Origin of the sequence: Duganella fentianensis (assembly GCF_964031615.1) — a bacterium.
Classification (GTDB): domain Bacteria; phylum Pseudomonadota; class Gammaproteobacteria; order Burkholderiales; family Burkholderiaceae_D; genus Rugamonas; species Rugamonas fentianensis_A.
Genome location: NZ_CAXIQN010000020.1, coordinates 515,500 through 528,519, shown reverse-complemented (window position 1 = coordinate 528,519; position 13,020 = coordinate 515,500). Strand labels below are relative to the sequence as shown.

The window sequence follows — 13,020 nt, the reverse complement described above, 5'->3', positions numbered from 1 at the left end:
TTGGGGTTCGAGGGATCTTATGACAGGGTTGCGGCGTTCGCGAGGACCTGGAAGGAGGGTCAATTAGACCGGGTCAATCCTGCCAGCAAACGAACATACTCGCAAGAAAAATTGGATGAGGTCGCAAGATTGCTCAATGAGAGGCCCAGAAAAACATTGAACTACTACACGCCTGCACAGCGATTTGCGCAGTGCGTTGCGGCGACCAATTGAAACCGCAGGCGTTAGCGGACCCCAGGTGTGGTTTTTCCGCGCCTCTCAATTACTCCAACGCGCTAGACTTTGTTGTGTTTTGATGAATTGAGAGGGGGCGAAAATGCGCAAAATATCGGTCCAAAGCGGTAGAAATTGCGGTGGGCCGTTAAGTTATTGATTCTGTTGGACGCACACGGCCTGCAAAGTGGTGTAGATGGGTTCGACTCCCATCCTCGCCTCCAAAACATCCCCACCGTAGTAGCCATCATTCCAGATATTTCTTGCTGATCGACGCTAGCGTACCATCGTCATACATCGCTGCCAGTGTCTGATCGAACTGGCGCACCAGTTCCCCAGTGACAGATAGACGATTGAACATCAGGTAACTGGGGGCCGTGTCCAGTACCGGACCGCTGATCACCACTTTCTGCTCGGCGTTGAGTTGCCTGAGCAATGCCAGGCCAACCACGCGGCTGCAGATAACGGCATCGATGCGGTTGGCGAGCAATTTCTGGAAATTACCCTTGTGACTGTTGGCGACATCGAGTTTTTTGAACAGCCCTGCCTGCATGGCAGCTTCGAACACTGGCCCGTAATAGGCCCGGTTCAGGATGCCCAGCGAGATGTTTTGCAGCGAGGTGATATCGCCATCGAAACCAGAGGGGGAATTTTTCCGCACAAAAATTACATATTCCTGCGTCAGTAGCGGTCGCACGGGGAAGCGAAAGCGGTCTTCCCGTTCCGGATTTTTCTTGATGGTGAAGATGCCATCTACCTGTCCCGATTCCAGCATGGCCAGTCCGCGTGCCAGCGGATAGAAAACGATGCGCACCGGAACCTTCATGCGCTTGAACGCTTCGACCACAATCTCGACTGCCATGCCACGGGCAGGCTGCTGCGGCGCACCTTCTTCCACGAACGGTGGGTTGTCGAAACTCACCAGTGTGAGTTCTCTTTGCGCGGCACGGGCAGGCAGGCACAGCATGCCTAGCGTCCAGACCAGTAGCAGTAATCGCACCAGCATTTGAATGCAACCTTCCATGAAAAGGTTAGATGTCAGAATGATATCTGGACGATACCACTGCTGGTGCAAAATCGGAAGCAGCTGTTGTTTATGCTCCGCCTGCTAGCGAGTATGAGCTGCGCGGGTGCCAGATGGTTCCTTCAGCACCCGCAGTGCTTCCTGTAGCACGGGGTCCTGCCCGCTACGCACGCTCTGCAGAGTAGGGCGCACTTCGATGGTCGGCTGCACCCCGAGGCCGACAAACAGGCGGCCGTCGCGGAAGGTGTCACGCTTGACGCAGATGCGTGCTGCACCGCCGCCGGGCAGGGCGAAATGCAGCGGCTGGCCTGTGCTACCTGCGGATGCTTCGCCGATAATGGGGCCGCGTTTTAACTGGGCGAATTCGACCAGAAAATCTTCAGCTGCGGAGAAACTTTGCGGGCCGGCCAGCACCACTACCGGTCCGCTGAAGATTTTCTCGTGGCGTGCCGGCTGATCGTCAGCGCTATCGAGGCGCTGCCACTCCACTACATTGCCATGGTGAGCGCGCTGCACGGGATTGTAGATGCGGGCATAGGATGTTGCACCATTGATGGGCTGGTTGCTCAGATGGCGGATGATGGCCGTGCCGTATTCGGTGGAGCCGCCGCCATTCTTGCGCACATCAATGATCAGCGCTTTGGCTTGCATGATCTGCGGCAGTGCCTGCTTGAAGGCTTTGGGTCCGGCATCGCTTTCAAAGTGGTCCAGCGCGATATAGGCTACGCCGCCCGGCAGCATTTTGAACTCGAATGCGGGTGGATGGCGTCGATCGGTATAGCCGCTGCGTGCCAGCGTGACACTGCGGACTTTGCCATCGGCGCCGGCTACGCTCAGTTGCACCGGTACGGCCTCATCGCCGGCCAGCAGCTGGTAGTTGTAGACCCGCACAAGCTTGTCCTGCGCAGTGGAACTGCTGGCGTAGGGCGCAACACGTTGCTGCGCATAGGTGTTCACGGCGATGCCGTCGATGCTGAGGATTTCGTCGCCCACTTTCAGCAGCGCATCCAGCGAGGGGCTGCCCACTTCGGTGACGATCACCTTGTCTTCCACCAGCATGGTCTGGATGGGTGGGCGTGCATAGAACTTGCCGATCAGTTCATCCGGCGGGTAGATGTTGGTATGCCCGTCTTGCAGCAGCGGCGCCAGTTGCATCATTACATCGTAATATTCGCGCGTGGTGTTAGCGGCCATTACCTTGCCGATGTATTCAAGGTAGACCTTGTCCCAGTCCAGCGCCGGCACATGGTCGAAATGGGCAAAACTCTGGCGCGCTTCATGCCAGAACAGCGACAGGCCGGCAATGCGTTCTTCCACGCTGAGCGCCTCCCGATAGTTAGTGGCCAGTGCTGGCACATCGAACAGTTGCCGGGCCAGTCTGGCCTTGGCATTAATGGCCATAAACTGGGGTTCACTAGCCAGTGCGGCGAAGGCGGGATTCTGCTCGAATCCGGTCGGCAGCCAGTGCGTCTGCTGGCTCTGTTCCAGCGTACTGAGGGCGTGCTCCTTGTCGCCCAGTCGCAGGTAAACTTCGGCCAGCGGAATCAGGTTGTTGAGACGCTCGGCGCGCAGAAACGTGTTGCCATTGGCTAGGTCGCGCATGGCAGGCTGGTCAAGCTCTGCGATCAGGCCTTCAAAACGGCTAGCAGCCGCACGCAGTTGCGCCGGGGTCGCAGCGGCGCTGATACTGGCCTGTGCTGCATGGCGCTTGCTTTGCATATGCTGGCGCTGGGCTTCGCCCCGTTCAACAGGAATGCCGACTGCGGCAGTGGCAAGCGAACTCATCAGAGTCAGGATGCAGGCGGTAGCGAGGCGAGGACGCATGGATGTCTCTTTTATTAAAAAAGCAATTATAATGGACGGAATCTTTTGTGTTGAGGTAGCTGTTGATGAATTGCTACAACCGCGGCTTTGCTATTGTGCTGCTGATGGCTTTTTCCCAGTGCTGGGCGGAGCCGCTAAAGTGCGTGGGGGAAGGCAGCGCGCCAGTCACGACGCTTGATGAATTGCCGGCTGCCGTGCAGCAGATGCTGGGGCGTTCCAGGACGGGGAGCGGCGGCATTGCCGATATCGGCGGAAAGTTCAATCCCGGCTGCGTGATTGTGGGCGAGCCGGTTCCGATGCGGCGTCTGGTCAGCGGCAAGCTGAGCGAGCAGTGTATCCAGCTGGTGGTGGAATATGGCGGAGTGGGCCACTCTCAACGGACGCTAGAGTATCAATTGCTGCCGGCGGGCTGGCGCCAGGTGACCGGCATGGCACTGGATCAGTTGCCCAAGGCGCCGCAACAGGCTCCGCGTTGACGGCGCGGGCGGGAGAGGCGGAATTTAGCGGGGCTGGCGCGCTACCAGTCCGATCAGGGCGGAACGGCCGATGTGGCGGCTGCCTTCACCCAGCTCTGCCTCATATTCGCGCAGTTCGAGCAGCTCCATGCCTGCAAAGGCGTCCGTCAGCAGTTCGCGCGTGTAGAGCTGGTCCAGCTGGGGCGGGCCGCCGGTTTTGTATTCGAGCTGCTTGGGCGTGTAGCCTTGCAGGATCAGGATGCCACCGGGCTTGAGGCTGCGTCGCATCCTTTCGAACATGCGCGCCCGTAAGGCCGGTTCGGCAAACTGGATGAAGATGGCGGCGATGCCGTCATAGTGGGCTACCGGCCAGTGCCAGTTGTCGCAATCGTTCACGTCGTAGTGCACGGAAACGCCGTGTCGGCTGGCCAGTTGGCGGGCTTTTTCGACACCCACGGCCGAGATGTCAAAAGCTTCTACCTGCATGCCCTGTTGCGCCAGCCAGACGCTGTTGCGTCCCTCGCCATCTGCCACGCACAGAATGCGGTCGCCGGCCCTCCATATGCTGGCGTGCTGCTGCAGGAACTGGTTGGGCGCTGTGCCGAACAGATAGTCGCTTCCGGCGTAGCGGGCATCCCACACGGCCGCTGGCTGTGCGGGTTCGGCTGGTTGGCTCATACGATCTCCTGCTGCATCAAGGTTGGTGTGGTGGGGCGCCGCGGTTGTTATAGTGCCCGCACGAATAATGCCACGGCTACGGCTGCCGACACCAGCGCGAAAGCTTGCTGCAGCACGGGGCCAGCCAGCCTTGCTGCCAGCAGGCGGCCGCTGGTCATGCCGACCAGCGCACCAGCGGAAAATGGCAGTGCGATAGCCCATTGCAGGTGGCCGCTAGCGGCGCTAGCAGCCACGCCGGAAAACGACACCAGTGCAATCACCGCCAGCGAGGTCGACAGGATGGACTGGGTGTTCAGATCCGTATAGCGTTGCAGCGCCGGTACCATGACGAAGCCGCCGCCGACGCCGAGCAGGCCAGACAGGCCACCCGCCAGCAGTCCGGACATCGCCAGCGCGCGCGCGCAGGGGGCTGTCCAGTTCAGCTTGCCGCGCTGTATGTCCAGCCGGCAGGGTGGAGCTGGTGTGGCATCGTCGGCGGGTTTGCCCCGACTTTTGCCGCTACCAGTGCCGCTGTCAGTTCTAGTCGCGCCAGGCGCGTGCCCTGCGTTGGCAGCCGTTGTACCGGCATCCTGCGCGTTGCTGGCCGCAGTTGCGCGCTGGTAGACGCGCCACGCCACATACGCCAGTACCAGCGCAAACAGCATGCTCAGGGGCCGGTTAGGCGTGCGTTGCGCCAGCCACAGCCCCAGCGGCGAACACAGAATGCCGGCGCCGGCGATCAGCAAGGCAGCCTTGTAGCGTACCGTACCCTGTTTCAGTCCCATGACGGCACCCAGTGCTGCCGCCAGTGCCACGGCCAGCAGACCGATAGGGCCTGCCTGCGCCATGCTCAGACCTGCACCGAACACCAGCAGTGGCACCGCCAGAATGCCGCCGCCGGCGCCCGTAAGCGCCAGTATGATGCCAACCGTGAAGCCCAGCAGACTGACTGTCAGCATGGCGTTTGCTCCTTCGATGGCTGCATCATTGGTCGGCCAGTTCCGGCTTGGCCAGCCACTCGCGGCCTTTCAGCATGCCTTTCCAGTACAGCGGCGGCAGGATGCGTTCTTTCAGCAGCCATGCCAGTCGCGACGGACGGGTGCCATCCAGCAGCCAGCGCGGGAAGCTGGGCGCCAGTTTGCCGCCGTACGTGAATTCGGCCAGCACGATTTTGCCCCGTTCCACCGTCAGCGGGCAGGAACCGTAGCCGTCGTACTGGGCGTTGCCGCTGACTTTGCCCATGCCGGCCAGCAGGTTGTGCGCCACCACGGGCGCCTGTTTGCGTGCTGCGGCGGCCGTTTTGGCGTTGGGCGTGTTGGCGACATCGCCCAGTGCATAGATATTCGGCCAGCTCTTGTGGCGCAGCGTGGCCTGATCGACGTTGACCCAACCTGCTGCATCGGCCAGCGGGCTGACCCGGATGAAGTCCGGCGCTACCTGCGGCGGCACGACGTGCAGCAGGTCGAACGGGCGCTCGATCAGCTCTTCTTTACCATCGGCGCCAGTGCGGCGGAAGGTGGCAATTTTGGCAGGGCCGTTGACGCGTACCAGCGTGTTACCGAAGTTCAGGTCGATGCCGTAGGCCTGCACATATTCCATCAGCGCTGGCACGTAGTCGGCTACACCGAACAGGGCCGCACCGGCGCTGCAGAATTCGATGCTGATCTTATCCAGCACGCCGCTGCGCTTCCATTGGTCGGCCGATAGATACATGGCCTTCTGCGGTGCACCGGCACACTTGATGGGCATGGGTGGCTGGGTGAAGATGGCGCGCCCCGTGCCCAGTTCGTTCACCAGTTTCCAAGTATAGGGTGCCAGATGGTAGAGGTAGTTGGAGGTGACGCCGTTGCGTCCCAGTGTTTCGGACAGGCCATCGATGGCATGCCAGTCCAGCTTCAGACCGGGGCACACCACCAGCTGCTGGTATTTGACCACGCGGCAGCCGTCCAGAATCAGCGCATTGCGTTCCGGTTCAAAGGCGGCCACGGCAGCCTTGATCCAGTTGACGCCGCGCGGAATGGTTGCGGCCATGGTGTGCGCCGTGGTGGCTGCATCGAACACGCCGCCGCCCACCAGCGTCCAGCCGGGCTGGTAGTAATGCACATCGGCCGGGTCGATGATGGCGATGTCCAGCTCCGGATCGCGTGCCAGCAGGCTGGAGGCGGTGGCGATGCCGGCCGCGCCGCCGCCGACGATGACCACCGCGTGCGCCACTTCCACATCGTCGAGCGGGGTGCGGCCCTGATTGATGATGCGGCGGACCACGCCTTTCATGTCGTAGCCTGCCTGCTGTGCTACGGCGACGATTTCCGGCAGCGATTTGTGGCGCGCTTCGGCCAGCGCCCACATGGTGGTGGAGCGCATGCCGGTGCGGCAGTAGGCCAGTACGGGCTTGGGCAGTTCGGCCATCACCTGACCGAACAGCAGTCCCTGTTCGTCCGTCACCTTGCCCGATACGGCCGGCAGATAGTAGGTGCGCAGGCCCAGCGCCTGCGCGGCCCGTTCGATTTCCGCATATAGCGGCTGGTCGCCCGCTTCGCCATCGGGCCGGTTGCAGATAATCGACTGGAAGCCGGCGGCGCGGATCCGGGCCAGATCTTCAGGCTGGATCTGGGCCGATACGGATAATTCGGCGCTCAGAGTATGAAATTCCATGGAGGTCTCCTCGTTATGGTTTTAGACAGCGTTGAGCGGAATCTTGATGTAGCGCGTGCCATTGGCTTCGGCTGGCGGCAGGTGGCCGGCGCGCATATTGATCTGCACCGATGGCAGCAGCAGCACCGGCATGTCCAGCGTGGCATCACGCTGGGAGCGCATGGCGACGAATTCCTCTTCGCTGATGCCGTTGCGCACGTGGATGTTGGACTGGCGCTCTTCGCCGACCGTGCTCACATAGCGCAGCTCGCGCCCGCCCGGCTGGTAGTCGTGGCACATGTAGAGCACGGTGTCTTCGGGCAGGCTGAGTACGCGGTTGATGGAGCGGAACAGGGTGCGCGCATCGCCGCCGGGGAAATCGCAGCGGGCCGTGCCGAAATCCGGCATGAAAAGGGTGTCGCCCACGAAGGCCGCGCTCTGGCTGTCGTTGCTGACCTGATAGGTCATGCAGGCTGGCGTATGGCCGGGCGTGTGCAGCGCGCGGCAGCTTAGAGTGCCGATGTGGAAGGCTTCGTTGTCGCTGAACAGGTGGTCGAACTGGCTACCATCGCGCGCCATCTCCGGCTCGGCGTTGAACAGACCGCCAAACACGCGCTGCACGGTGGTGATGTGCTGGCCGATACCGATCTTGCCGCCCAGTTTATCTTTCAGATAGGGCGCGGCGGTCAGGTGGTCGGCATGGACGTGGGTTTCAAGTATCCATTCGACGCTGGCGCCCAGTTCGGCCACGCGGGCAATCAGCTGATCGGCCGAGGCAGTGCTGGTGCGGCCGGACTTGGGATCGTAATCGAGTACGCTGTCGATCAGGGCGCAGGCGCGGGTAGCAGGGTCGAGCACCAGATAGCTCACGGTGCTGGTGGCGGCGTCGAAAAAGCCTTCGACATGTAATGGGGTAACGGTCATTATTCTCTCCTCGTGGCGCTCACTGTGGCGCTTTCAGGCTTTCTTTCAGCAAATGCCGTGCCAGATTTGATCTAGCGCATTTTTAAATTGCAAGTCACTGATTTGAATGGGAAAAATAAATGCTGCGCCAGCCCGCGCGGCGTGGCAGTGCCCGCTTTGGCAGTGTTTTGGCAGAATCTGGCACTGCCACTTGACGCCATGGCAGTGCTGCGGCAGCATGACAAACTGAACTGGAGAGACCATGCCCACCACCCCCATCCCTTTGCTGCCTGCGCTGCCGTCGCGTCCCGCCGTGCAGACGCTGATTTCCTTCCTCGAACACGAGGCTCATCCCATGATTGTGCTGGATCCGGAATACAATATTCTGGCCGCCAATATCGCCTACCAGCGGCAGTTCGGCCATGGTGATCAGGCCATCGTCGGCCACAAGTGCTACCGGATTTCCCACCACTACGATCTGCCTTGCGATCAGGCGGGCGAACACTGTCCCATGAAGCGGGCGCAGGAATTGCGCGGACCGGACCGCATCCTGCACATCCATCACACGCCACGGGGCCCCGAACATGTGGCGGTGGAATTGCGTCCCATCTTCGATGCGGCCGGCAGCATTACGGCGTATGTCGAGCGGCTGGAAGTGGTGCGCAGCGCTTCCGCCAAACCTAGCGGAGAAGGGCTGGTGGGACGTTCGGCACCATTCAATCAGGCTTTGGCCGCGATGCGGCGGGTGGCGCCCTCCATGCTGCCGGTGCTACTGCTAGGCGAGTCCGGTACGGGCAAGGAACTGTTTGCCCGCGCCGTACACGAGAACAGCGAGCGCGAAGCGGGGCCGTTCGTGGTGGTGGATTGTTCCGGTCTGACGGAAACCCTGTTCGAAAGCGAACTGTTCGGCCACGAAAAGGGTGCGTTCACGGGCGCGATTGCGCGCAAGGCGGGGCTGGTGGAAACCGCGCAGGGCGGAACGCTGTTCCTCGACGAGATAGGTGACGTGCCGCTGGCGATGCAGGTCAAGCTGCTGCGTCTGATCGAATCGGGCACTTATCGCCGCGTGGGCAGCGTAGAAACTCAGTATGCCAATTTCCGGCTGGTGGCCGCCACCCACAAGCCGCTAGAAACCATGGTGGAAAAGGGTGAGTTCCGGCAGGATCTGTACTACCGCATCAATGTGTTTCCTATCGTGCTGCCGCCGCTGCGCGAACGTAGTGACGACATTCCTCTGCTGGTCAATTCCATCCTGCAGCGCAGCAGCTATGCCAAACGCAAGCTGAGCGTGGCCGATAGCGCCATGGCCGTGCTGCAGCGGGGCGCATGGCATGGCAATGTGCGCGAGCTGCGCAATGTGTTAGAGCGCGCCAGCCTGTTTGCCGATGACGGCGTGATTCGTGCCGAGCATCTGCCCGCGCTGGGTGCGGCGCGTCCCGGAGCTAACCGGATCAGCGTGCAGGCTAGCGGTAGCACGCTGGCCGAACTGCATGCCAGCTTTGGTGGCACGCGCAAGCAACTGGCCGCTACACTGGGTCTGAGCGAACGTACGCTGTACCGCAAACTGAAGGAACTGGGGCTGGACTGACAGCGGCTGCCAGACTGTCATTCTGTCAGTAAGACACTGCCATGGCAGCGAATGGCAGCCTATGGCAGTCTGTCAGTTCCGGCTAAGTACTTGATCTGCATCATATTTATCTTCCTGTTACCACTGGCACGGATTGTGCGAAACAGTGGGCATGAGACTTCCCGATAAACGCCTGTTACGCCACCTGATCATCGCCGTGCTTGTCAAGCTGGTGTTGCTGACGGGGCTATGGTGGGCCTTTGTGCGAGATGCGCGTGTCGAGGTCGACACCACGGCCGTTGCCCGGCATCTGGGCGGGCCGCTCGGGACTACAGGAGAAAAACAGTGATTTCAGACCAATTAGTGGATCTGTCGCGGCTACAGTTCGCCGCCACAGCCATGTACCATTTTCTATTCGTCCCTCTCACCGTTGGCATGGTATGGCTGCTGGTGATTATGGAAAGCGTGTATGTGATGACGGGTAAAGTCATCTGGAAAGACATGACGCGCTTTTGGGGCAAGCTGTTCGGGATTAACTTCGCGCTCGGCGTCACTACCGGCATCACGCTGGAATTCCAGTTCGGCACCAACTGGGCCTATTACTCGCACTACGTGGGCGACATCTTCGGCGCGCCGCTGGCAATCGAAGGGTTGATGGCCTTCTTCCTCGAATCGACCATGATAGGGCTGTTCTTCTTCGGCTGGGAACGGCTGCGCAAGGAGCACCACCTGCTGGTGACCCTGCTGATGGCGATCGGCACCAATCTGTCGGCACTGTGGATACTGGTGGCGAATGGCTGGATGCAGAATCCCGTCGGCGCAGAATTCAGCTTCGTCACCATGCGCATGGAAATGGTGGACTTCTGGGCGGTGCTGTTCAACCCTGTGGCGCAGGCCAAGTTCGTGCACACGGTGTCGGCTGGCTATGTCACGGGCGCGATGTTCGTGCTGTCCGTGTCGAGCTGGTATCTGCTGCGCGGACGCGATGTGGAGTTTGCCAAGCGCAGCTTCCGCGTCGCCGCTGCCTTCGGTCTGGCCTCGGCGCTGAGCGTAATTGTGCTGGGTGACGAATCGGGTTATACCGTGGGCGAAGCGCAGGAAACCAAGCTGGCGGCGATGGAAGCCATGTGGGAAACCAAGCCGGCACCGGCCGGTCTGACGCTGGTGGCCGGCATCAATGAAGCGCAAGCCCGCAACGACTGGGAAGTCGAACTGCCATGGGTGATGGGGCTGATTGGCACCCGTTCCGTCAGCAAGCAGATACCGGGCATCCATGACATCAAGGCCAAGAACCGTGCCCGTATCGTGCGCGGCATACAGGCTGTCATGGCGCTGGAAGCGCTGCGCCGTCAGCGCGACGATGCAGCAGCACTGGCCCGCTTCAATGAATACAAGAGCGATCTGGGCTTCGGATTGCTGCTGAAGAAGTACGTAGCCGATGTGCAGCAAGCCACGCCTGCCATGATCGAGCGTGCCGTCAACGATACGGTGCCGCGCGTCACGCCGATGTTCTGGGCCTTCCGTGTGATGGTGGGGCTGGGCATGGCGATGTTGCTGCTGTTCGCGCTGGCCTTCTGGAGCACGCTCAAGCTGGTGTGCGGCCAGTCGCGCTGGCTGCTGCGCTGGGCGCTGTGGATGCTGCCCGCACCGTGGCTGGCCTGCGAGCTGGGCTGGTTTGTTGCCGAATACGGTCGTCAGCCGTGGACCATCTACGGCGTGCTGCCTACCCACATGAGTGTCTCCACCCTCAGTGTGCAGAATCTGTATGGCTCGCTGACGGGCTTCGTGGCCTTCTACACCGTGCTGCTGATCGTGGAAATCTACCTGATGGTGAAGTTTGCCCGTCAGGGGCCCGGCAGTCTTGGTACTGGCCGCTACGACTATGACCTGACTTTGAAGGAGCTGCAGCATGCTTGATTACGGCACATTGAAAATGATCTGGTGGCTGCTGGTTGGCGTCCTGCTGATCGGGTTCGCCATCATGGACGGTCATGATATGGGCGTCGGCACCTTGCTGCCTTATGTGGGCCGCAGCGATGTGGAACGGCGCGTGGTGATCAACACCGTCGGCCCCCACTGGGACGGCAATCAGGTGTGGTTCATCACGGGTGGCGGTGCGCTGTTCGCAGCCTGGCCGGTGGTGTATGCCACCGCTTTCAGTGGCTTCTACTGGGCCATGATGCTGGTGCTGTGGGCGTTGTTCTTCCGTCCCGTCGGCTTTGACTACCGCAGCAAGATCCACCATCCGCTGTGGCGCAGCGTGTGGGACTGGGGCCTGTTCGTGGGCGGCACGGTGCCGCCACTAGTGTTCGGCATCGCTTTCGGCAATCTGCTGCAGGGTGTGCCGTTCCACTTTGACCAGTATCTGGTGTCGACCTACACGGGCAGTTTCTGGCAGTTGCTCAATCCGTTTGCCTTGCTGGCCGGTGTGGTCAGCAGTGCCATGCTGACGCTGCAGGGTGGTACCTATCTGGCGCACCGCACGGAAGGCGAACTGCAGGTCCGCGCCATCCGTGCTGCGGTGGTGGCGGCCGTGCTGCTGTGTTTGAGCTTTATCGCGGCCGGAGTGTGGTTACAGACCATACCCGGCTACCGCATCACGTCCGCGATCGATCCCGCTGCTTTGCCAGATGTGCTGGGCAAGACTGTAGTGCGCGAGCAGGGCGCGTGGATGGCCAATTATGCGCGCGAGCCTTTGCTGTGGCTGCTGCCTGCTATGGGGCTGGGTGGTGCCGTTCTGGCCGCGCTGTTGCTGCTGAAGCGTCATACGCTGGCCGCCTTTGTGCTGTCTTCGCTGGCGCTGGTGGGCGTGATCGGGACGGCGGGTGCTTCCATGTTCCCGTTCGTGATGCCCTCGTCGTCGCTGCCGGCGGCCAGCCTGACCGTGTGGGATAGCGTGTCCAGCCATCTGAGTCTGGCCATCATGTTCTGGGCAGCACTGATTTTCATGCCGCTGGTGATTCTGTACACCTCGTGGGCCTATCGGGTGATGCGCGGCAAAGTCACCACGGCGCATATCGAGGCCAACCAGCACAGCGCTTACTAAGGCGGCCCACGCCGCAAGTCTAACCATCTGAATAGGAGAAAACGATGTGGTACTTTGCCTGGATACTGGGAGTGGGCTTTGCCCTGTCGCTGGCCATACTGAATGCCATGTGGGGCGAGAATGAAGCTGCGCGCGCGCAGGACGAGACGGAGCCGCAGCCATGACTGCTAGCGTGCAGCAGGCTTCGCGCCTGCATGGCCCCAGTCTGTTGGCCGGCGTGCTGGTCATGCTGATCGCCAGCCTGTACCCGCCGCTGTTTCAGCGCGCGGGCGGGGCGGCCGATCATACGCTGGCGGCGCTGCTGTTCGCCGCCATGAGTGCCGGTCTGGTGCGCGGGGTCGGCTTTCTACCCGCACTGATGTTATGGCGCTGGCTGTTTTCCGGCTGGAGTTGCGCGCTATTTCTGTTGCTGGCGGCTGCGGTGAAATACCTGCACGGCTAGGCGGCTAAAACTGGTAGTAAATCGGTCTGTTGTGGTTTGACGACTAAACAAAAGTGCCATTCCTCTAATTTATTTAAACGAAAGGTCTTTTAAGGGGAAAAAGCCCGTTCTTCTTCATTTATCTTTCTTTTCGTTGACCAAAAACTTATTTATTTTTACAGTTTAAGCACGGTTAGCTTACGAAAACGAAAGAAAGTCAATGAATTCTTTACGTTTTGTGGTTCGTTATAGCCCGCCGTATTCCATCAAAACGAC

General features: G+C 60.8%; 13 protein-coding genes and 1 pseudogene. 8 read left to right on the top strand and 6 right to left on the bottom strand.

All coding sequences use genetic code 11. The features are described 5' to 3' along the window. Positions 1–213: pseudogene (locus tag ABNT42_RS16800) on the top strand (hypothetical protein); the annotation flags it as partial. A 247-nt stretch (positions 214–460) separates the two neighbouring features. On the opposite strand, the gene ABNT42_RS16795 reads toward ABNT42_RS16800, so the two are convergent. Continuing rightward, complete coding sequence (locus ABNT42_RS16795; protein WP_348698857.1) at positions 461–1,219, bottom strand: transporter substrate-binding domain-containing protein; 759 nt, start codon at positions 1,217–1,219, stop codon at positions 461–463. Positions 1,220–1,321: 102 nt separating this feature from the next. Then, positions 1,322–3,061, bottom strand: coding sequence for a S41 family peptidase (locus ABNT42_RS16790; protein ID WP_348698856.1), 1,740 nt, complete (start codon positions 3,059–3,061; stop codon positions 1,322–1,324). 65 nt (positions 3,062–3,126) lie between these two features. Between ABNT42_RS16790 and ABNT42_RS16785 the strand changes: the two genes are divergently transcribed. After that, entirely contained in the window at positions 3,127–3,537 is a 411-nt protein-coding gene (locus tag ABNT42_RS16785; protein ID WP_348698854.1) for a hypothetical protein, read from the top strand. 24 nt (positions 3,538–3,561) lie between these two features. On the opposite strand, the gene ABNT42_RS16780 is transcribed toward ABNT42_RS16785, so the two are convergent. The 4 genes from ABNT42_RS16780 to ABNT42_RS16765 are packed head-to-tail and all read right to left on the bottom strand — an operon-like array spanning position 3,562 to position 7,731. Next, positions 3,562–4,194: a class I SAM-dependent methyltransferase gene (locus tag ABNT42_RS16780; protein WP_348698852.1), complete on the bottom strand. Its 633-nt coding sequence runs from the start codon at positions 4,192–4,194 to the stop codon at positions 3,562–3,564. Between the two features lie 47 nt (positions 4,195–4,241). Further along, a complete protein-coding gene (locus ABNT42_RS16775) occupies positions 4,242–5,132 on the bottom strand; it encodes a sulfite exporter TauE/SafE family protein (RefSeq protein ID WP_348698850.1) in 891 nt (296 codons plus the stop codon). 25 nt (positions 5,133–5,157) lie between these two features. Next, a complete protein-coding gene (locus ABNT42_RS16770; RefSeq protein ID WP_348698849.1) occupies positions 5,158–6,828 on the bottom strand; it encodes a TIGR01244 family sulfur transferase in 1,671 nt (556 codons plus the stop codon). Positions 6,829–6,849: 21 nt separating this feature from the next. Beyond that, positions 6,850–7,731, bottom strand: coding sequence for an MBL fold metallo-hydrolase (locus ABNT42_RS16765; protein ID WP_348698847.1), 882 nt, complete (start codon positions 7,729–7,731; stop codon positions 6,850–6,852). A gap of 241 nt (positions 7,732–7,972) precedes the next feature. Here ABNT42_RS16765 and ABNT42_RS16760 point away from each other — a divergent pair, with 241 nt between their 5' ends. The 6 genes from ABNT42_RS16760 to ABNT42_RS16735 all read left to right on the top strand — a co-directional run bounded on the left by ABNT42_RS16760 (position 7,973) and on the right by ABNT42_RS16735 (position 12,765). Beyond that, on the top strand, positions 7,973–9,298 hold the full coding sequence (locus ABNT42_RS16760) for a sigma 54-interacting transcriptional regulator (protein WP_348698845.1): 1,326 nt from the start codon (positions 7,973–7,975) through the stop codon (positions 9,296–9,298). 151 nt (positions 9,299–9,449) lie between these two features. Continuing rightward, positions 9,450–9,626 (top strand): cytochrome oxidase putative small subunit CydP, encoded by a 177-nt coding sequence (cydP, locus tag ABNT42_RS16755; RefSeq protein ID WP_348698844.1) that lies wholly within the window; start codon positions 9,450–9,452, stop codon positions 9,624–9,626. Continuing rightward, positions 9,623–11,194 (top strand): cytochrome ubiquinol oxidase subunit I, encoded by a 1,572-nt coding sequence (locus ABNT42_RS16750; protein ID WP_348698842.1) that lies wholly within the window; start codon positions 9,623–9,625, stop codon positions 11,192–11,194. The genes cydP and ABNT42_RS16750 overlap by 4 nt, the downstream gene beginning before the upstream one ends. Continuing rightward, on the top strand, positions 11,187–12,323 hold the full coding sequence (cydB, locus tag ABNT42_RS16745; RefSeq protein WP_348698841.1) for a cytochrome d ubiquinol oxidase subunit II: 1,137 nt from the start codon (positions 11,187–11,189) through the stop codon (positions 12,321–12,323). Before ABNT42_RS16750 ends, cydB begins: the two co-directional genes overlap by 8 nt. Before the next feature lie 44 nt (positions 12,324–12,367). Beyond that, complete coding sequence (gene cydX, locus ABNT42_RS16740; protein ID WP_348698840.1) at positions 12,368–12,487, top strand: cytochrome bd-I oxidase subunit CydX; 120 nt, start codon at positions 12,368–12,370, stop codon at positions 12,485–12,487. Then, a complete protein-coding gene (locus ABNT42_RS16735; RefSeq protein ID WP_348698838.1) occupies positions 12,484–12,765 on the top strand; it encodes a cyd operon YbgE family protein in 282 nt (93 codons plus the stop codon). The genes cydX and ABNT42_RS16735 overlap by 4 nt, the downstream gene beginning before the upstream one ends. The last annotated feature ends 255 nt before the right edge of the window (positions 12,766–13,020 follow it).

Coding starts and splice junctions, on each gene's coding strand:
- ABNT42_RS16795 (WP_348698857.1), bottom strand. CDS start 1,219: ATGCTGGTGCGATTACTGCTACTGGTCTGGACGCTAGGCATGCTGTGC.
- cydP (WP_348698844.1), top strand. CDS start 9,450: ATGAGACTTCCCGATAAACGCCTGTTACGCCACCTGATCATCGCCGTG.
- cydX (WP_348698840.1), top strand. CDS start 12,368: ATGTGGTACTTTGCCTGGATACTGGGAGTGGGCTTTGCCCTGTCGCTG.
- ABNT42_RS16780 (WP_348698852.1), bottom strand. CDS start 4,194: ATGAGCCAACCAGCCGAACCCGCACAGCCAGCGGCCGTGTGGGATGCC.
- cydB (WP_348698841.1), top strand. CDS start 11,187: ATGCTTGATTACGGCACATTGAAAATGATCTGGTGGCTGCTGGTTGGC.
- ABNT42_RS16790 (WP_348698856.1), bottom strand. CDS start 3,061: ATGCGTCCTCGCCTCGCTACCGCCTGCATCCTGACTCTGATGAGTTCG.
- ABNT42_RS16735 (WP_348698838.1), top strand. CDS start 12,484: ATGACTGCTAGCGTGCAGCAGGCTTCGCGCCTGCATGGCCCCAGTCTG.
- ABNT42_RS16770 (WP_348698849.1), bottom strand. CDS start 6,828: ATGGAATTTCATACTCTGAGCGCCGAATTATCCGTATCGGCCCAGATC.
- ABNT42_RS16765 (WP_348698847.1), bottom strand. CDS start 7,731: ATGACCGTTACCCCATTACATGTCGAAGGCTTTTTCGACGCCGCCACC.
- ABNT42_RS16760 (WP_348698845.1), top strand. CDS start 7,973: ATGCCCACCACCCCCATCCCTTTGCTGCCTGCGCTGCCGTCGCGTCCC.
- ABNT42_RS16775 (WP_348698850.1), bottom strand. CDS start 5,132: ATGCTGACAGTCAGTCTGCTGGGCTTCACGGTTGGCATCATACTGGCG.
- ABNT42_RS16785 (WP_348698854.1), top strand. CDS start 3,127: ATGAATTGCTACAACCGCGGCTTTGCTATTGTGCTGCTGATGGCTTTT.